16 protein-coding genes and 3 pseudogenes are annotated in these 19,333 nt (G+C 61.4%); 2 read left to right on the top strand and 17 right to left on the bottom strand.

Annotated elements, in window-relative coordinates; translation table 11 throughout:
• Positions 1-208 (top strand): hypothetical protein (locus F6X40_RS41895; RefSeq protein WP_222946157.1); only part of this gene is annotated, 208 nt, incomplete at its 5' end.
• Between the two features lie 56 nt (positions 209-264).
• Positions 265-680: pseudogene (locus F6X40_RS25295) on the top strand (DDE-type integrase/transposase/recombinase); the annotation flags it as partial.
• A 157-nt stretch (positions 681-837) separates the two neighbouring features.
• Here F6X40_RS25295 and F6X40_RS25290 read toward each other — a convergent pair.
• The 17 genes and pseudogenes from F6X40_RS25290 to F6X40_RS25210 all read right to left on the bottom strand — a co-directional run.
• A complete protein-coding gene (locus tag F6X40_RS25290) occupies positions 838-2,088 on the bottom strand; it encodes an acyl-CoA dehydrogenase family protein (protein WP_187629654.1) in 1,251 nt (416 codons plus the stop codon).
• A 61-nt stretch (positions 2,089-2,149) separates the two neighbouring features.
• Positions 2,150-2,914 carry an SDR family oxidoreductase gene (locus tag F6X40_RS25285; RefSeq protein WP_187629653.1) on the bottom strand — a complete coding sequence of 255 codons (765 nt, stop codon included), beginning with the start codon at positions 2,912-2,914 and terminating at the stop codon, positions 2,150-2,152.
• Between the two features lie 87 nt (positions 2,915-3,001).
• The gene (locus F6X40_RS25280) at positions 3,002-4,018 is read right to left on the bottom strand and encodes a phosphotransferase (RefSeq protein WP_187629652.1); all 1,017 of its coding nucleotides are present in this window, start codon (positions 4,016-4,018) and stop codon (positions 3,002-3,004) included.
• 26 nt (positions 4,019-4,044) lie between these two features.
• Positions 4,045-4,492: pseudogene (locus F6X40_RS25275) on the bottom strand (histidine phosphatase family protein).
• A 105-nt stretch (positions 4,493-4,597) separates the two neighbouring features.
• Complete coding sequence (locus F6X40_RS25270; protein ID WP_187629661.1) at positions 4,598-5,497, bottom strand: LysR family transcriptional regulator; 900 nt, start codon at positions 5,495-5,497, stop codon at positions 4,598-4,600.
• 106 nt (positions 5,498-5,603) lie between these two features.
• Positions 5,604-5,786: a hypothetical protein gene (locus tag F6X40_RS25265; protein WP_184074418.1), complete on the bottom strand. Its 183-nt coding sequence runs from the start codon at positions 5,784-5,786 to the stop codon at positions 5,604-5,606.
• Positions 5,787-6,375: 589 nt separating this feature from the next.
• Positions 6,376-7,659 (bottom strand): methyl-accepting chemotaxis protein, encoded by a 1,284-nt coding sequence (locus tag F6X40_RS25260; RefSeq protein ID WP_262421541.1) that lies wholly within the window; start codon positions 7,657-7,659, stop codon positions 6,376-6,378.
• Between the two features lie 115 nt (positions 7,660-7,774).
• Positions 7,775-8,086: a high-potential iron-sulfur protein gene (locus F6X40_RS25255; protein ID WP_187629650.1), complete on the bottom strand. Its 312-nt coding sequence runs from the start codon at positions 8,084-8,086 to the stop codon at positions 7,775-7,777.
• An 8-nt stretch (positions 8,087-8,094) separates the two neighbouring features.
• Positions 8,095-9,546 (bottom strand): NAD(P)(+) transhydrogenase (Re/Si-specific) subunit beta, encoded by a 1,452-nt coding sequence (locus F6X40_RS25250; protein WP_187629649.1) that lies wholly within the window; start codon positions 9,544-9,546, stop codon positions 8,095-8,097.
• Entirely contained in the window at positions 9,546-9,887 is a 342-nt protein-coding gene (locus tag F6X40_RS25245; protein ID WP_187629648.1) for an NAD(P) transhydrogenase subunit alpha, read from the bottom strand. Before F6X40_RS25245 ends, F6X40_RS25250 begins: the two co-directional genes overlap by 1 nt.
• Positions 9,888-9,910: 23 nt before the next feature.
• Positions 9,911-11,053 (bottom strand): Re/Si-specific NAD(P)(+) transhydrogenase subunit alpha, encoded by a 1,143-nt coding sequence (locus F6X40_RS25240; RefSeq protein ID WP_187629647.1) that lies wholly within the window; start codon positions 11,051-11,053, stop codon positions 9,911-9,913.
• A 115-nt stretch (positions 11,054-11,168) separates the two neighbouring features.
• Positions 11,169-12,461, bottom strand: coding sequence for a citrate synthase (gltA, locus tag F6X40_RS25235; protein WP_187629646.1), 1,293 nt, complete (start codon positions 12,459-12,461; stop codon positions 11,169-11,171).
• A gap of 163 nt (positions 12,462-12,624) precedes the next feature.
• Complete coding sequence (locus tag F6X40_RS25230; protein WP_187629645.1) at positions 12,625-13,476, bottom strand: 3-hydroxybutyryl-CoA dehydrogenase; 852 nt, start codon at positions 13,474-13,476, stop codon at positions 12,625-12,627.
• Positions 13,477-13,509: 33 nt separating this feature from the next.
• The gene (gene bktB / locus F6X40_RS25225; RefSeq protein ID WP_187629644.1) at positions 13,510-14,697 is read right to left on the bottom strand and encodes a beta-ketothiolase BktB; all 1,188 of its coding nucleotides are present in this window, start codon (positions 14,695-14,697) and stop codon (positions 13,510-13,512) included.
• Positions 14,698-14,754: 57 nt separating this feature from the next.
• Positions 14,755-16,443: an electron transfer flavoprotein-ubiquinone oxidoreductase gene (locus tag F6X40_RS25220; protein WP_410452544.1), complete on the bottom strand. Its 1,689-nt coding sequence runs from the start codon at positions 16,441-16,443 to the stop codon at positions 14,755-14,757.
• Positions 16,443-18,245, bottom strand: coding sequence for an acyl-CoA dehydrogenase (locus F6X40_RS25215; RefSeq protein WP_187629642.1), 1,803 nt, complete (start codon positions 18,243-18,245; stop codon positions 16,443-16,445). The genes F6X40_RS25220 and F6X40_RS25215 overlap by 1 nt, the downstream gene beginning before the upstream one ends.
• A gap of 250 nt (positions 18,246-18,495) precedes the next feature.
• Positions 18,496-19,089, bottom strand: a pseudogene (locus F6X40_RS25210) (helix-turn-helix domain-containing protein); the annotation flags it as partial.
• Positions 19,090-19,333 lie beyond the last annotated feature (244 nt).

Here is a 19,333-nt window from a genome sequence, read left to right as displayed (position 1 = left end):
TCCCTTGCGGCTACCCGGCCTAGCTTTCGGCTCTGTCACAGTGATGTCCATCAAATCGAAAATGATGGGCACCATTTTGATGTCGGTCCTCGCCGTCGTCTACGACGGTCGTCGTGAGGTGCTTACAGATCTCATAGCACATCCTCCCCATCGCCTTGCGCAACATCGCGTAGTTGATCGATTGCCAGCTTGCCGTAAATCTGGGTAGAAGAGATGCTTCGATGGCCAATATAGTCGCCAATATGCTTGAGTGAGAAATGAGCATTGCTGGTGCAAAAGCGGCGCGGCAAGACTGCGGCAAAGCGCTTCTTCCGGCGGGTGCCGCGTTCAAACCCGGTGCCGCGCAAGACCGTTACCGACCAGCTGCGCAGCTATCCGGCGGCGAAGGTTGATATTCCTGAGCTCGCTCATGTGAAGCACGTTTTCGTCAAGGCGGCTGCACGCGTGAACAACCGTGCCGAGACACCCATCAGCCGCCCCGCAGGCGCGAACGCCAGATGTGCGGCTTTCGCGATGCGCGTCGCACGCAGGTATTCCTCTCATGCTTCGGACCGATACGGCAGCACTTCGCGTTGCCCACACATCAAATGAACGCGGCATGGCATCGTGCCGTACTCAAAGAACGCTTCGCCACATGGCATGGTTGGACTGTTATTGCCGCAGTCGAGGAAGTTATCTGATAAGGATAGCTACGCTTTGGCTACGTAGTTACCCTACGCCCGCCAAGTTGACAGAGCCCTGTGACGGCATGAAAAATGCGCGTCGTGAAATCGCGACGAGGAGTATTTTGCGGCAAGGTGCCGCAACACGTTGACGTCGCCCGGCCACTCGCCGCCGTCAGTCCCGTGCAGGCATTATCAGATAGGCATTGGTTGCTCCTGCAACGTACGGCCGTGCCTTGATTTCCATGCGCGCAATGCCTTGCAAATGCACTTCATCTGGACCGTCGGCAAAGCGCAGCGCGCGTGCCCAGGTCCAGTTGTCGGCCAATGGCGTATCAGGGCTCAGTCCCATCGCACCGAAAACCTGCATCGCTCGCTCGCAAACATTGGCGTACACCGTTGGCACGAGCGCCTTGATCATCGAGATCTCCTTGCGCGCTTCTTTGGCCCCAACCCGGTCGATCATCCAGGCCGCCTTCAGCACGAGCAGCCTCGCCTGCTCGATTTCGATGCGCGACTTCGCGATCCATTCGCCGACCGCGCCGTGCTCATGCAGCGCCTTGCCGAACGTCGTGCGCGACTGAGCGCGCTCGACCATCAATTCGAGAGCAAGCTCGGCCGCGCCGATCGAGCGCATGCAGTGGTGGATGCGCCCCGGTCCAAGACGCGCCTGAGCCAGCGCGAAACCGCTGCCCTCTTCACCGAGCAGATTGGCTGCCGGTACCCGAACATCGCGGAACACGATCTCGCAGTGCCCTTCCGGCGCAACGTGATTGACCACCGTTATGTTGCGCACGATCTCGACACCTGCGGTGTCCCTGGGGACGAGAATCATGCTCTGCTGCCGGTGCGCTGGTGCCTGCTGGTCGGTCTTGCCCATCACGATGAACAACTTGCAATGAGGATGCGCCGCGTTCGTGATGAACCATTTGTGGCCGTTGATCACATAGTCGTCGCCGTCCCGGCGAATCGAGGTCGTAATGTTGGTCGCATCCGAAGACGCGACCTCAGGTTCCGTCATCGCGAAAGCCGAGCGAATCCTGCCATCGAGCAACGGCGTCAGCCACTGGTCACGCTGGGCAGGCGTAGCGAACATGTGCAGCAGTTCCATGTTGCCGGTGTCGGGCGCGTTGCAGTTGAAGACTTCCGACGCCCACGACACCCGCCCCATGATTTCCGCGAGCGGCGCGTATTCCAGATTGGTCAGCCGCGTGCCCGGCTCGTCGTTTCGCAGATGCGGCAGGAACAGGTTCCACAGGCCCTCGGCACGAGCCTGCTCCTTGAGCGACTCCATGAACGACACAGGGTACTGCCCCTGGTTCACCTCATCGTGCCACTGCCGGATGCGCGGGACGATGTGTTTATCCATGAAGGCGCGCAACTGCTCGCACAACGCTTCGACCTTGGGGGTATAGCCAAAATCCATGATGATTCTTCCTTGCAAAATGTCCGCTTGAAACGACTGAGACCGTGCCTGCCGCCAATGGCTAGATCGTCAAACCGCCGTCGACGACAATGCATTCGCCGTTCGTATAACTGGCCGCATCGGAAACCAGATACAGCACCGTTCCCGCCATTTCGCGGGGCTCCGCGTGGCGGCGCAGTGGAATCTTCGAGAGCCAACGATCATAAGTTTCCTGATCCTCGAACAGGGCGCCGGCGAAACGGGTCTTCGTCAACCCTGGCAGCAGCGCGTTCACGCGGATACCCAGCGGGCCGCACTCCTTCGCGAACGCACGCGTCATATTGACGACGGCGGCTTTCGTGATCGAGTAGATGGCCTGTTTGTCGCCCGGTTGCAGCGCGTTGACCGACGCCGTATTGACGATAGCCCCGCCGCCGTTATCGCGCATCAGCTTGCCTGCCTCGACAGACATGAAGAAGTAGCCGCGCAGGTTCACCTCGACTGTCTTTTCGAACGCCGCCAGATCGGTATCGAGCACATGCCCAAAATACGGATTTGCGGCGGCGTTATTGACCAGAATATCCAGGCGCCCGTGCTGGCTGCGGATGGTCTGGAATGCAAGAAGAATGTCGTCAACCCGGCCGACGTGGCATGCAAGCGCCTGCGCGCTCCCGCCGGCCGACCGGATCCCGCCGACCACACCTTCACAGTCCTCCAGCTTGCGGCTCGAGACAATCACATGCGCGCCCTGCTCGGCGAGCAGCTTCGCAATTTCCTCGCCAATGCCGCGGCTCGCACCGGTCACGAGCGCAATCTTTCCCGTCAGATCAAATAAATTCGTCGTCACAACTGTCTCCAATATTCGGGGTCACCTGAATCCTGCCGATTCCTCACACACGCCACCAACGCGTGCACATCCCGTCCGCATCAAAGGTCAACGAAGATCAACGCCCATCTGCGCGAGCGTACCGGCCATCTCACCAACCTGGCGCGCCTTGTCGCTCGACGCATTGCCGTCCAGCGCCCGCTTCTTGACGCCCTGCGCGATCGCTGCGAGCCGGAAGAAGCTGAACGCCAGGTAGAAGTTCCAGTCTGCGATTGACGAAATCCCGCGACGCCGGCAGTAGCGCTCAACCAGGGCAGGTTCGTCGGGAATGCCCAGTGAGTTGCGATTCAGCCCGCTGAGCCCGGTGATATACCCTTCAGGGGGCAGCCGCAGGCACATGCAGAAGTACGCTAGGTCTGCCAGCGGATTGCCGAGCGTTGACAATTCCCAGTCGAGAATCGCGCGGACTGTTGGCGCGTTTTGCTCGAATATGAGGTTATCGAGGCGAAAATCGCCGTGCACCAGCGACGGTCGATCCGATTCGGCAGGACAATGCGCGGGCAGCCACTCGATCAAGGCGTCCACCGCCGGCAGCGTCCCGGTCTCCGCGGCGCGATACTGCTTGGTCCATACACCGATCTGACGCTCGAAATAGTTGCCGCTGCGGCCATAGTCCGACAGCCCGACCGCATCAACGTCCACGTCATGCAGGACTGCCATCGTTTCGATCAGCGATTCATAAAGCGAGCCGCGCTCGCTGGCCGCCATTTCTGGCAGCGCCGGATTCCAGAAAATGCGCCCTTCCTTGTAGCTCATCACGTAGAACAGGCTGCCGATCACATCGCGATCTTCGCAAAGATGCAACGCTCGGGCGACCGGCACCGGTGTATTTGCAAGTGCGGCCAGCACGCGGAATTCACGGTCGACGGCATGCGCCGATTTCAGCAACGTTCCCGGCGGCTGCCGGCGTAGCACGTAGCGGCCGCTGCGCGCGTGCAGCAGGAACGTCGGATTCGACTGCCCACCGGCGAATTTCTCCACGGTCATGGGGCCTTCGAAACCCGGCACGTGCGACGCGAGGTAGTGGGAGAGTTTGTCGGCGTCGAAATAAAGGTTATCGTTCATGAGGTGCAAAACATCCTGAAACGGGGTCAACCATAGGTGACGAATTCGCGGCGCTCGGGGCGATCGAGGTGAGGCACGTAATTGAAGCTGGCTAGCGACATCGCATCAGCGTTGAAGAAATACTGGCAGACGCTGCTGTTTCGGATCTGCATGTCGCTCAGTGCCTTGCGCGAGCGCGCTCCATGCCGGGTTGTCGTCACGCGCCGCCCGATAGAGCGCATCGAAGTCATATTCATTCAGTCCGGCATGTTGCGTCATCTCGACGACAGGACTGCCCAATCCTTCAAGAATCGCATCCGCCGTCTGCCGATGGCGCCGCATCGTGCCAATGACGACGCGATCGAAACACAGTTTGGAATCGGCAAAGTATTCGCCAAGCCAACGCGCCTGGCGCGTTCCGATGTCTGAGAGCCGGTCATAGTTCTCGGCGCCGAAGGACGCCTGGCCATGCCGTATCAAATGGAGTTCTGCCATGCGATCCCTCAAAAGTCCTGATCGACAGCATACTCAGCTCGATATCATTCCAAAAATTTATTATTGTGATTACGTGTCATAAAATATGGTGATAACACTAACCCGCTATGCGCTCGTCTCTCCCATCAGGCGGGTGACCTGTTCTCGCAACCAGCGATGCGCCGGATCTTCAGCGGCACTGCGGTGCCAGTAACAGCGCGACTCAATCTCGGGCAGGTCGAACGGCAGCTCGAGGATGCGGGCATCGTAGCGTTGCAGCAGCATGAGCGGTGCGGTCAGCACGAGGTCCGTACGCATTGCGATCAACGGTGCAACCAGGTAGTGCTGCACGCGCGTCAGGATCGTTCGCCTGACGCCGAGCTTGTTGAGTTCGGCGTCGACGAGCCCCGGGCCTTGCCGCCGGCTCGAGACGTGGATATGGCCGAGCCTGAGGTAATCGTCCATCGACAGTTTCTTGCGTGCGAACGGTTGATCGTGGCGCAGCATGCATGCATATCGATCCCGGCCCAGCGGCGCCTGTTCGAGGTGAGGGTCATCGATCAGAGGGGCGTCGATGGCGAGATTCACGGCGCCGTTGGCCAGCGCGTCCGGAATGTTGCTTCGGGGAGTGAAGTAGCTTTCAATACGGATGCCCGGGGCCTGCCGCTGCAACACCTCTTCCAGCCCGGGCAGCAACAGCGCTTCGGTCAGGTCTGTCATGCTGAGCCGGAACACGCGTTCAGAAGCTGCCGGGTCGAACTGCTCGCCCGCGTGCGCGCTCGAGTCAAGCAGCTGCAGCGCTTCGCGCACCCGCCCAATGATGTTCTCCGTGAGGGGCGTCGGCACCATGCCGGTCGAGGTGCTGACAAATAGCGGATCGTTGAGCGATTTGCGCATGCGCGCCAGCGCATTGCTGACGGCGGGTTGCGTGATGAAGAGCATCTCCGCGGCGCGCGTGAGATTGCGCGTCCTGTAGATCGCCTCGAAAACGACGAACAGATTCAGATCGATCTTTGACAAAGGCACGATGGCATTTCCTGATCGACGCTGCCGGACCCTGGTGGCGCGGTTCGCGACCACCTTTCTCTTGCAGTCCTTGCGCCGGCGCGGCATCGCCGCGCCGCATGGCGCCTTAGCTCGTTTCCGCGTGCAGCATCTCGGAACAGGCTTCGCTGGCGACCAGCTCGCGAATGTTGTTGGCAAAGCGCTGCAAAGCATGCAGGGATCCGTACACGCTCTTGTACTCTTCACGGCCGATCCGGCCTTCGAGCACGAGCAGCATACCCGAGTCGTTCGCAATCTTTTCGATATCCATCGCAACCTCCACTCAAATGTCGACGCATGCGCCGGCTTTCCTTACCCGGCCTACAGACAAGCTCGCATTGCCGGCCGCCGCGGCTCGGGAGGAAACACGCACCACGATCCGTCGTCGTGGCGGAAAAAGAAAATCGCCAGGGCTCCCGACGCCCGAAGCGACTCCACACGTACACATCGCATAGACCGCGACTTCGCGTAATTCATCCGGGTCAAACTGATCGGCGAAGCCGGCGTGGGGGCAAGCCATTTCTCGATCAGGCTTCGCAAAGACTCTACGTTGCTGCTCATTTCCTACTCCTTTACCTTCAGCACCCACGGCCGGCGATCTACCGGGCTCCTGCCATCAGCGTCCGTGCCCGACACACCGCCTATATGAAACGTTACTAAACATAGGTCATGATACAAAATAATGGCGAACAAAATAGACAGGGGATACCCTGTCTTTTCTGGCCGCCGTGGTGGCATTCCGGTTGCTAGCCGTTTCTTACGTCCGACGATTCCTCCAGCACGAGGAAGATGGCGGTCTCCATGAAACTCGCGTCGAGCGCCTTGGCATTATCAGCGCCCGAAACCCTGGTCGCCCAAGCTCAGGTCGCTGTGCCGCATGCCTGCGAGCGGACCTCGAAGACTGCAATCGCACACCGCTGGGCGGCGACCTGGTCCTCCAGCGAGAGCGCCGCTTGCGCGGCCTGCTCGACCACGGCAGCATTGTTGCGGAGCACCTGATCCATGCGATTCACCGCATCGTTCACCTGCCCGATCCCGCTGCGCTGTTCTTCTGAAGCTTCGAAGATGCTGTCGTTGATTTCGACCACGCGCTGGATCGCACGCCGAACGTCCTCCATGGCACGTGCCACCCGGTCGGTATGTGCGGCCCCGCCCGAGATGGACTCGACCGAGTTGCTGATCAGCACCTCGATTTCCTTCGCCGCATTAGCCGCCCGTTGCGCGAGGCTGCGCACCTCCCCTGCGACGACAGCGAACCCCCTGCCGTGCTCACCGGCACGCGCCGCCTCGACGGCGGCGTTCAGCGCAAGAATATTGGTCTGAAACGCGATCCCTTCGATCAGCGCGGTGATTTCCACGATCTTCGCCGAGCTGGCCGAAATCGTGCCCATCGTGCCGCGCATCTGCTCGACCGCCGCCGCGCTCGTATCGGCCGCGAGCGACGCCGCGTTGGCAAACTCCGCAGCTTTGCGAACATGATCCGCATTGCGTTGAACCGACAGGATCAGGTCGCCCATGCTCGCCGCAGTTTCCTCAAGCGAGGAAGCCTGCCGCCTCGAGCCAGACGATAGGTCCGCGCTGCCTTCCGCTATCTGGCTCGATGCACGCTGGATCGCATCGCTCGACCCCTTGATCGTATGCACAACGGTGCGACCGATTGCGTCGGACAACGCGTCGCCGGTTTCAGTCAGTTCGTCGATCGAGAAGGCCGCCATGTCCAGATTGCCGGAGCGAAGCACCTCGACAATGTCGTCGGATTGCGTCCGGAAGGCGGCCAGGACCTTCGCTACCCGGTCGGCCAGTCTAAGCTCATCCGTCGTCGCGATCTTTGCCGGATAGTAGTCACGCCAAGCCACATCGAGCTTCTTCTGCTCCTTGCCGATATCTGCCACGAGATCCGCCGCCCTCTCCTGTTCGTGCAACGCCTGGATGTAACGCATCTGCAGGCGGATCTTCAGCGCCGCCGCTTGCATCGCGGCGAGATCTTCGATCGGCACGGTACTCGCCGAATACATGCTGCCCATGTCGGTGCTGAGCCTTGCGAGACCGCGCAGACCCATGAGACCGATAACCACCATCAGCGCCACGCAGACGCTGAGCGTCAGCATTACCTTGAACCGGATTGTCCCCGCGAAAGCTCCCATACGGCCAGCCTTTGACTTTCGTATTACGAACTATCTGGTTTTGCCGTCCTGCTGCCGCGCCTCTTACTGGCGTTGCCAAGTGACGCTTCAGAGACCGCCGATACGGTCGGCTACGTCAGGCTTTCCTGCTATAGACACTGCACCAGCCCATGCCCGCGACCTGCTTGCCTCCGAACATCGGGCAAGCCGCGAACGCGTCGCTCGGCTTGCCCTGATAGAAGGTGCAATTCCCGCAGATCTGACCGGCCGCGTACTTCGCGTACCTCGCCTTGTCGACCTTGGTCGCGTCGGACTTGTAGCCGAGTGCCCGAGCCGTGGAGTCAGTGTCCGACAACTTTGGCGAATCGGCGAATGCGAGGCGCGAAAGTGCCAGACTCGAAGCGACACCGGCGGTCGTGATCATAAAAGTACGGCGAGATGTTTTCATGCAGGTCGTTACGCCGCCTTAACCATATCCTCGATCACCTTCTTCGCATCACCGAACACCATCATCGTCTTGTCCATGTAGAACAGGTCGTTGTCGAGTCCGGCATAGCCCGCTGCCATCGAACGCTTGTTGACGATCACCGTGCGCGCCTTGTACGCCTCAATGATCGGCATGCCCGCGATCGGCGACTTCGGATCGTTCTTCGCCGCCGGATTCACCACGTCGTTCGCGCCGAGCACCAGCACCACGTCGACCAGGCCGAACTCGCCGTTGATATCGTCCATTTCATAGACCATGTCGTAGGCGACTTCGGCTTCGGCGAGCAGCACGTTCATGTGTCCCGGCATCCGGCCGGCCACCGGGTGAATCGCGTACTTCACCTCGATACCCTTCTCGACGAGCTTGTCGGTCAACTCCTTCAATGCATGCTGCGCGCGCGCCACGGCCAGCCCGTAACCCGGCACGATCACCACGGTTTCGGCATTGCCGAGCATGAAGGCCGCATCGTCGGCCGAACCGGATTTCACCGGACGCTGCTCGGCCGAACCACCTGCGGCCGCCGCGCCCGCCTCGTTGCCGAAGCCGCCCAGAATCACGTTGAAGAACGAGCGGTTCATCGCCCGGCACATGATGTACGACAGGATCGCACCGGATGAGCCGACCAGCGAACCCGCGATGATCAGCATCGGATTGTTCAGCGAGAAGCCGATGCCCGCCGCCGCCCAGCCCGAGTACGAGTTGAGCATGGACACCACCACCGGCATGTCCGCACCGCCGATCGGAATGATGATCAGCACGCCGAGCACGAACGCGATCAGCGTCATGATGATGAACGGCAGCCACGACTGCGTGAGGAAGAACAGAATGCCGAAGCCGAGCATCGCCAGTGCCAGCATCAGGTTGATCGGATGCTGGCCGCCGTACACGACCGGCGCGCCCTGAAACAGCCGGAACCTGTACTTGCCCGACAGCTTGCCGAACGCGATCACCGAACCCGAGAACGTGATCGCGCCGACGAACGTGCCGATGAACAGCTCGATACGGTTACCGTACGGCAGGAAACCCGGCGCCGTATTCTCCGGATCGACGAGGCCGAACGCGGCCGGCTCCGACACCACCGCATACGCGATACACACGGCCGCGAGACCGATCAGCGAGTGCATGGCCGCGACCAGTTCCGGCATCTTGGTCATCTCGACGCGCGCGGCGACGAACGCGCCCACCGCGCCGCCGACCACCAGCGCGACCAGCAGCAGACCGAGACCCAGAACGAGGTTCGAGCCGAGCCCGTTCGCCTGCTTGATGATCAGCGCGATGGTGGTGAGGATCGCGATCGCCATCCCGGCCATGCCGAAGGTATTGCCGATGCGCGCCGTCTTCGGATTCGACAGCCCTTTAAGCGCCTGGATGAAGCAGATCGACGCGACCAGATAAAGCAGCGTGACGACGTTCAGACTCATTACGCGTTCTCCCTGGTCGTGGATTGTGCCTTGTCAGCGGGGAGCTTCTTCGGCTCTTTCTTGCGGAACATCTCCAGCATTCGTCGTGTGACGAGAAAGCCGCCGAATACGTTGACTGCCGACAGCGCGACCGCGAGCGTGCCGAAGAACTTGCCGGGCGTGCCCAAAGTCAGGCCCGCGGCGAGCATTGCGCCGACGATCACGATCGCCGAAATCGCGTTGGTCACGGCCATCAGCGGCGTGTGCAGCGCGGGCGTGACGTTCCAGACCACGTGGTAGCCGACGTAAATCGCCAGCACGAAAATGATCAGATTGATGACGGTGTGGTTGACGACTTCCATCGCCGTTCTCCTTTAGTGGTTGCTCAGGCCTTGCGCGTGACTTCGCCGTCACGGGCCAGCAGCGTGGCCGCGACGATGTCGTCCGCGAGATCGATGGTGAGTGTCCCTTCCTTCGTGATGATCAGCTTGAGGAAGTCGAGCAGATTGCGCGCGTATAAAGACGACGCGTCGGCGGGCACCATCGAGGCCAGATTCGTATAGCCGACGATGATCACACCATGTTTCGTGACGACCTGGTCCGCTTCGGTCAGCGGACAGTTGCCGCCGCGCCGGCCTTCATACTCCGCGCCGCGTCCGGCGGCGAGATCCACCAGTACGGAGCCGGGTTTCATCGCCTGCATGGTTTCCACTGAAATCAAGGTCGGCGCGGCGCGGCCCGGAATCAACGCGGTGGAGATCACCACGTCCGCCTGTTTGGCGCGCTCGTGGACCAGCGCCGACTGGCGTTGCAGCCATGAAGGCGGCATCGGCCGCGCATAGCCGCCGACGCCTTGCGCGGCTTCGCGCTCCTCGTCGGTTTCGTAGGGCACGTCGAGAAACTTCGCGCCGAGCGACTCGATCTGCTCTTTCACGGCCGGCCGCACGTCCGACGCCTCGATCACCGCACCCAGACGCTTGGCGGTCGCGATCGCCTGCAAGCCCGCGACGCCAGCGCCGAGAATCAGCACGCGCGCGGCCTTCACGGTGCCGGCCGCGGTCATCAGCATCGGCATGAAGCGCGGATAGAGCGTGGCGGCCAATAAAACCGCCTTGTAGCCCGCAATGTTCGCCTGCGACGACAGCACGTCGAGACTTTGTGCCCGCGTGGTGCGTGGCGCGGCTTCGAGCGCGAAGGCGGTGACACCCGCGGAGGCGAGCTTCGATGAGTTTTCGGTATTGAACGGATCGAGCATGCCGACCAGCACCGCGCCGCGTTTGAGCAACGGCAATTCGGCGTCGGTGGGCGACTGGACCTTCAGGACGAGATCGGCGCCGAACGCGGTCGCCGCGTCGACGATCTCCGCGCCGGCGGCCGTAAAGGCATCGTCAGGAAAGCTGGCGCCGGTGCCGGCGCCGCTCTGGATCGTGACCCGGTGGCCCTGGGTCACATACTTCCTGACCGTTTCGGGCGTCGCGGCGACGCGGGTTTCGTGCGCGCGCGTCTCGGCTGGCACTCCGATGTGCATATACCCTCTTTCGACGTCGTGGGAACGTTTTATTAAATGAAACGAGCCAGATTTGCCGTCACGCGAGACGGCAAATCCGCATCACAGGGACAAGTTGACAATGTCCGCATACGAACTAGCGAGCAGCTACTCTGCGAGCACCGTTTCCGACGAACAACTGACGTGGACGACCAATCTTCTGTTCCGGATCGGCGATCATTTCGTTCCACTGCGCAATCCAGCCGACCGTACGTGCCATCGCGAAGATACACGTGAACATCGCCGTCGGGATGCCCAGTGCACGTTGCACGATGCCCGAGTAGAAGTCGACGTTCGGGTACAGCTTGCGCGACACGAAATATTCGTCTTCGAGCGCGATCTTTTCCAGCGCCATCGCGAGCTTGAACAGCGGGTCGTCGTGCAGGCCCAGCTCTTCGAGCACTTCGTGGCAGGTTTCGCGCATCAGCTTCGCGCGCGGATCGTAGTTCTTGTACACGCGGTGGCCGAAGCCCATCAGCTTCACGCCCGAATTCTTGTCCTTCACCTTCGCGATGAAGTCGGGAATGTTATCGACCGAGCCGATTTCTTCCAGCATGTTCAGCGCGGCTTCGTTCGCGCCGCCGTGCGCCGGGCCCCACAGACACGCGATACCCGCCGCGATACACGCGAACGGATTCGCGCCCGACGAACCGGCGAGCCGCACGGTCGACGTCGACGCGTTCTGCTCGTGGTCCGCGTGCAGGATCAGGATACGGTCGAGCGCGCGCACCAGCACGTCGTTGACCTCGTACTCTTCGCACGGGTTCGAGAACATCATGCGCATGAAGTTCGCGCTGTACGGCAGGTCGTTCTTCGGATACACGAACGGCTGGCCGATGCTGTACTTGTACGCCATCGCGACCAGCGTGGGCAGCTTCGCGATCATACGGATCGCCGACACTTCGCGGTGACGCGGGTTATTGATGTCGAGCGAGTCGTGATAGAACGCGGACAGCGCGCCGACCGCGGCGACCAGAATTGCCATCGGATGCGCGTCGCGGCGGAAGCCGCGGAAGAAGAACTGCATCTGCTCGTGCACCATCGTGTGGTTCGTGACCGTCTTCACGAATTCGGCCTTCTGCTGCGCGTTCGGCAGTTCGCCCTTCAGCAGCAGGTAGCAGGTTTCGAGGAAGTCGGCGTTCTGCGCGAGGTTGTCGATCGGGTAGCCGCGGTACAGCAGCTCGCCCTTGTCGCCGTCGATGTAGGTAATCGCCGAATTGCAAGCCGCCGTCGACATGAAGCCCGGGTCGTACGTGAACTTGCCGGTCTGGCCGTACAGTTTGCGAATGTCGATCACATCCGGGCCAAGCGTGCCCTTGTAAATCGGCATTTCGACGCTCGGCGAATTGTCACTGAAGGACAACGTCGCCTTGATCGCTAAGTGTTCCATATCTATTTGGTTTTCCAAAATAATAAGGTCGAGTTCCAGTACCTGTCGGACGATCGAAAACGACAAGCCACGGCCGGGTCCTCTTCGACAACCCCGCCACATATCGCGCAGCCTGCCAGGCTGGCGGCCCACAATAAGTGCAGTTCGCTCGTCGACACGCTGCTCAGTCGTAGCCGTAGACACCTTGTCCGGTCTTTCGACCAAGCCGGCCGGCGGCCACGAATTCGCGCAGCAGCGGGCACGCGCGGTACTTCGGGTCACCGAAATCCTTCGCGAATACATCTAGCACGGACAGGCAGACATCGAGCCCCACGAGGTCTGCGAGAGCTAGCGGGCCGATCGGGTGGTTCGCGCCAAGACGCATGCCGGCGTCGATCTCTTCCGCCGTCGCAACGCCCTCTGCAAGCACGAAGAACGCTTCGTTGATCATCGGCACCAGAATCCGGTTGACCACAAAACCTGGGGCGTTCCTGACGCAGATCGGCGACTTGCCAAACCGCGTCGTCAGTTCGCGGATCGCCTGCACAGTGGCATCGTTCGTCTGCAAGCCACGGATGATCTCCACCAGCGGCATCAGCGGTACCGGGTTAAAGAAATGCATACCAACGAAGCGGGAAGCATCTGACAGCGTAGATGCAAGCGCCGTGATGGAGATCGACGAGGTGTTGGATGCGATGATCGAGTCGGCACGAGCTGAGGCTTCGATCTGTTTCAGGATGCGCACCTTCAGTTCGGTGCTTTCCGTGGCGGCCTCGATCACGAGATCGACGTTCGCAAGGCGCTGATAGTCGGTCGAGGTCTCGATGCGGGCGAGCGCCGCGTCGCGCGTGGCTGCATCTATTTTTCCTTTCGCGACGAGCCGCTCGAGGCTGGACGTAAGCGTCGCCATTCCCTTCACCAACGCCGCCTCGGCAAGATCGATCATCATGACCTTCAGTCCGGACACCGCGGCAGTCTGGGCAATGCCATTGCCCATGGTGCCCGCGCCGACGATTCCTACCGTTTCAATTGCCATATCTGTCGTCTCCTGCAAGTTCTCGTGTGCCGTTCACTGAAGGTTCTCGAAGATGGCGGCGATGCCCTGGCCGCCGCCGATGCACATCGTCACGAGCGCGTAGCGCCCATGGATGCGCTGCAGTTCGTAAAGCGCCTTGACCGTGATCAGCGCGCCTGTCGCGCCGATCGGATGGCCGAGCGAGATGCCCGAGCCGTTCGGATTGACTTTAGCTGCATCGAGCTGCAACTCCTGCGCCACCGCACACGCCTGCGCGGCAAACGCCTCGTTCGCCTCGATGACATCAAGGTCACCGATAGTGAGGCCGGCCCGCTCCAGCGCGATGCGCGTGGCAGGCACCGGGCCGATGCCCATATAACGCGGATCGACTCCCGCATGCGCGTACGACACCAGGCGTGCCATCGGTTTGCGTCCGAGCGCTTCAGCCTCCTTGCGCTCCATCATCAGGACCGCTGCCGCCGCGTCGTTGATCCCGGAGGCGTTGCCAGCCGTCACCGTGCCGCTCTCTTTCTGGAACACCGGGCGCAGCCCGGTGAGTTCCGGCAGATCGACGTCCTGACGCACATGCTCGTCGGTATCGAACACGACCTCCTTGCCTTTGACTTTCCGCGTTATCGGGAGGATCTGTTCCTTGAAGCGTCCCTCGGCGATCGCGCGGGTGGCCCGGCGGTGCGATTCCAGCGCCAGTGCGTCTTGCTGGTCACGGGTGATGCCGTACTTCTGCGCGACGTTCTCCGCGGTAACCCCCATCGGCACAGTATGGAATGGATCGTTCAGCGCGCCGAGCATCATGTCGATCAGACGGGCGTCGCCCATGCGCGCACCGAAGCGCGCGTCGGGCGTCACATACGGGGCGCGGCTCATGTTCTCCGCGCCGCCGCCGATCGCTACATCCGCGTCGCCGAGCAGAATGGTTTGCGCAGCAGAGACGATCGCCTGCAGGCCCGACCCGCAAAGCCGGTTGACGGTAAAGGCCGGCGTCGCTTCGGAGACCCCGCCGTTAAGCGCGGCGACCCGCGCCAGATAGAGGTCTTTGGGCTCGGTCGCGATCACGTTTCCGAACACGACGTGGCCGACCTGGTCGCCTGCGAGCTGCGCGCGCGCCAGCACCTCGCGCACGACGATCGCGCCGAGCTCAGTCGGTGGCAGATCCTTCAGACTGCCGCCGAATTTCCCGACGGCCGTGCGGACACCACTGACAACAACGACTTCCCTCTGCATCACTTACTCCTTGAATTGGTTGCTGTGGCCTTCTTGAAACGAAGCGCTGTCGGCCGATCACATATTCGGATAATTCGGACCGCCGCCGCCTTCAGGCGTCACCCACACGATGTTCTGCGTCGGGTCCTTGATATCGCACGTCTTGCAATGCACGCAGTTCTGCGCGTTGATCACGAGGCGTTCGCTGCCGTCGTCGTTCCTGACGAGCTCGTAGACGGCAGCCGGGCAGTAGCGTGACTCGGGGCCGGCATAGGTCTGCCAGTTCACATTCACCGGCACTGAAGGGTCTTTCAGCGTCAGGTGAGCCGGCTGATTCTCTTCGTGGTTGGTGTTCGAAATGAACACGGAAGACAATCGGTCGAAGGTCAGCTTGCCATCTGGCTTCGGATACGTGATCTGCTTGCACTGCGATGCGGGCTTCAGCATCTCGTGATCGGAATGCTGGTGATGCAGTGTCCAAGGCACATTGCCGCCCAGCAGCTTCTGCTCGATGCCGACCATCAGCGTGCCGAGGTACAGGCCCTTGCTCATCCACTGCTTGAAGTTGCGCGCACGGTGCAATTCCGTGTGAAGCCACGAGGTCTTGAACGACTCCGGATAGGCCGTCAGTTCATCGCTGGTGCGGCCTGCCTGCACGGCTTCAAAAGCAGCCTCAGCCGCCAGCATGCCGGTCTTGATCGCCGCATGCGAGCCCTTGATCCGCGATGCGTTCAGGAAACCCGCATCGTCGCCCACCAGCGCGCCGCCTGGGAACACCAGCTTCGGCAGCGACAGCAGGCCACCCGCGGTGATCGCCCGCGCGCCGTACGACACCCGCTTGCCGCCTTCCAGAATCGCGCGGATCGCCGGATGGGTCTTGTAGCGCTGGAATTCCTCGAACGGCGACAGATACGGATTCGAATAGCCGAGGCCGACCACGAAGCCCACCACCACCTGGTTGTTGTCCATGTGATAGAGGAACGAGCCGCCATACGTGTCGTTTTCGAGCGGCCAGCCGGCCGTGTGCATCACCAGACCCGGCTTGTGCCTGGCGGGATCGATCTCCCACAGTTCCTTGATGCCGATGCCGTACACCTGCGGATCGACGCCGTCGCGCAGCTTGAACTTCTCGTTCAGCTGGCGGCCGAGGTGGCCGCGCGCGCCTTCGCAGAACAGCGTGTACTTCGCGTGCAGCTCCATGCCGAGCTGGAAGTTCCCGGTCGGTTCGCCGTCCTTGCCGATGCCGAGGTTGCCGGTCGCGACGCCTTTGACCGAACCATCGTCGTTGTACAGCACTTCGGCCGCCGGAAAGCCCGGGAATATCTCGACGCCGAGCGCCTCGGCCTGCTGACCCAGCCAGCGCGTCACGTTCGCGAGGCTGATCACGTAGTTGCCGTGGTTCTTGAAATTGTCCGGCAGCGCCCAGGTCGGCACGCTCTTCGAACCGGTTTCCGTCAGGAACAGGAATCTGTCTTCGGTCACGTCCACCGTCAGCGGCGCGCCTTTTTCCTTCCAGTCGGGAATCAGTTCGGTGATCGCACGCGGGTCCATCACCGCGCCCGAGAGGATATGCGCCCCGATCTCCGAGCCTTTTTCCAGTACGCACACGCCAAGCTCGACGCCCTTCTCCGCGGCCAGCTGCTTCAGCCGGATCGCCGCGGACAGCCCAGCCGGGCCGCCGCCGACGACCACGACGTCGTATTCCATCGACTCGCGTGGACCGTATTGCTCGATGAGGCGAGCTTCAGTCATGATCCCCCCTTGCATCAGAACTGGTCTTCCGTCAGCGCCAGCACGCCCACGTCATCCTGCGCGCCGACGATGGCCGCTTCCAACGCGAGTGCCTGCGGCAGGACCTGCGTCGCGAAACAGTGTGCCGTCGCGATCTTCGCGTCGCAGAACGACGGATCGTCGCTGCGCTTCTCCGTGGCCACCAGTAGCGCCCGGGCGAACTGCCAGCCAGCCAGCACGATGCCGGCCAGCTTCAGATACGACACACTGCCGGCAAACACCACGTTCGGTTCCTGCTGGGCTCGGGCGAGCACAAACTCGACGACGTTCGCCAGCGCAACGCGACCCGCCGCAAGATGACGGTAAAGCACCTGGAACGCTGGACTGGACTCGTACGAGGCATGCTCCCACAACGCCGCAAGCGTTTCGTCAATCTGCTCAATCAACACCTTGGCGACCGCGCCGCCGTCGCGGAGCGTCTTGCGTCCGACCAGGTCGTTCGCCTGGATCGCGGTCGTACCTTCGTAGATCGTCAGAATGCGTGCGTCGCGGTAGTACTGCGCGGCGCCAGTCTCTTCGATGAAACCCATCCCGCCATGCACCTGTACGCCCAGGCTCGCGACGTCGATCGACAGCTCCGTACTCCAACCCTTCACGACCGGCACCAGATATTCGTAGATCGCCTGATGGTCGGCTCGCACCGCCTCGTCGGCGTGACGATGCGCGATGTCGCTGTGCGCAGCAGCGACGTAGGCGAGCGCACGGGCTCCTTCCGTCAACGCGCGCATCGTCGCGAGCATGCGGCGCACGTCGGGATGCTGAATAATCGCCACTGACTGTTTAGCCGAACCGTCAACCGGCCGGCTCTGCACGCGCTCCTTCGCATAGGCAACGGCTTTCTGGTACGCGCGATCGGCAACAGCGATGCCCTGCACGCCGACACCGAAGCGCGCCGCGTTCATCATGATGAACATGTACTCGAGCCCGCGGTTGGCCTCGCCGATCAGGTAACCGATTGCGCCTCCGTGATCACCAAATTGCAACACCGCAGTGGGGCTCGCCTTGATGCCCAGCTTGTGTTCGATCGACACGCACTGCACGTCGTTGCGCGCGCCAGGCGTGCCGTCGTCGTTGATCATGAACTTCGGGACGATAAAGAGCGAAATACCCCTCACACCTTCCGGCGCGTCCGGTATCCGCGCGAGCACAAGGTGCACGATGTTCCCCGCCATATCGTGCTCGCCCCAGGTGATGAAGATCTTCGTTCCGAAAATGCGGTATGTGCCGTCGTTGTAGGGTGCAGCGCGTGTGCGCACGAGCGCGAGATCGGAACCGGCCTGCGGTTCAGTGAGGTTCATCGTACCGGTCCACTCGCCAGAGATCAGCTTCGGCACGTAGCGTTGCTTCTGCTCCTCGCTGCCCGCGGTCAATAGCGCCTCGATCGCGCCGTCGGTCAACAACGGACACAGCGCAAGCGACAGGTTCGCGGCATTCAGCATTTCGATGCACGGTGTGGCAAGCAGTTTCGGCAACCCTTGGCCGCCATATTCGATGGGGTGAACGACACCCTGCCAGCCGCCCTCGGCGAACTGCTTAAATGCTTCCTTGAAGCCTGGCGAGGCGGTGACCGCCCCATCCGTCCAGCTGCTCGGGTTCCTGTCTCCTTCGACATTCAGTGGCGCCAGCACGTCCGCATTAAAGCGGGCGGCTTCTTCGAGGACTGCCTGCGCAGTTTCAACTGTCGCGTCCTCGAAGCCGGGCAGCGTCGACACGTGTTCGAGACCTGCAAGTTCATTAATGGCGAACAGCATGTCCTTGACGGGCGCGGAATAGCTCATCCTGTGTCTTCCCAATGGTGGAATTTAAAGGGGTGCCATGACACTGGAACGCCAGGTCCTGCACGGCAACGATTGACGGACATCGTAGCCTCGAACATGGCGAATCCGGCTGACCGAACCGGACCATCTATTGACAAAGTCGGCCACGGAATACGAGCAATCCGGTCGTGTAGCCGTGGAGCGGCGCGTTTTTCACGGCCGATGCGCGACAACACCGGCCCTTCGTGCAGGCCCGGTGTTGTCAATGGAATCAGGTGCCGCGGCGGTACGCACCAGGTGTGCTGCCCGTCCAGTGCCGAAAGGCCCGATGGAAGGCGGTCGGATCATCGAAGCCGATATCCCCGGCAATCGCAGCGATCGCGTCCTCGGTTCCCGTGAGACGTTGAATCGCGATATCCCGTCGCAATTCGTTCTTCAGCGTCTGAAACGCCGCACCCTCGGCCGCAAGATGGCGGCACAACGTCCGCACCGAGCAGTGCAGGCCTCGCGCGGCTTCCTCGATTGACGGCATGTCGGGTAACCGGGAGGCCAGATATTCCCTGACGCGGTGGCTCGTGAGCTGTTCGTCGAACGCCACAAAGATCCAGTCTTCGGGCGCCCGCGCGAGAAACTTACGCAGGTTCGCCTTGCGCTGACGAATCGGCATGTCGAAGAAAGACGCGCTGAACTGCATCAACGTCTGTTCACAGTCGAACTGGACAGGTCCAGGAAAGAGGTAGAGATATTCATGCGCATGCGGTGGACGCGGAAACGCAAAGCGGACTTGCAGCAGCGGAATCTTCTGGCCGACGAGCCAGGACGCCACGCCGTGCGCGAGTTTCAGCATCAGTTCCTGACCAAGGACGCTGACGGCCGGTACGGTAGCGCCAGGTGGATGCATAGCCGTGATCGAACAGGACTCTTAAAAAGCAGTGAAGGTAACAAATGGCACTATCAACTGTTCATTAGCAGAATGCAATGGCAAGCGACTTCGGCCGCCTCTCGGCATCCGACGCACTCTGTGCATTGATAGTCTAGCTGCGAGATGAGGTGAATTGCGCAGCGAAGACTTCGTTGCCAGCTTGACTGTTTCTTCACGAAATTCCTTC

It is taken from the genome of Paraburkholderia sp. UCT31 (genome assembly GCF_014397655.1).
GTDB lineage: Bacteria > Pseudomonadota > Gammaproteobacteria > Burkholderiales > Burkholderiaceae > Paraburkholderia > Paraburkholderia tuberum.
This window is presented reverse-complemented; position numbering and strand designations above follow the sequence as displayed.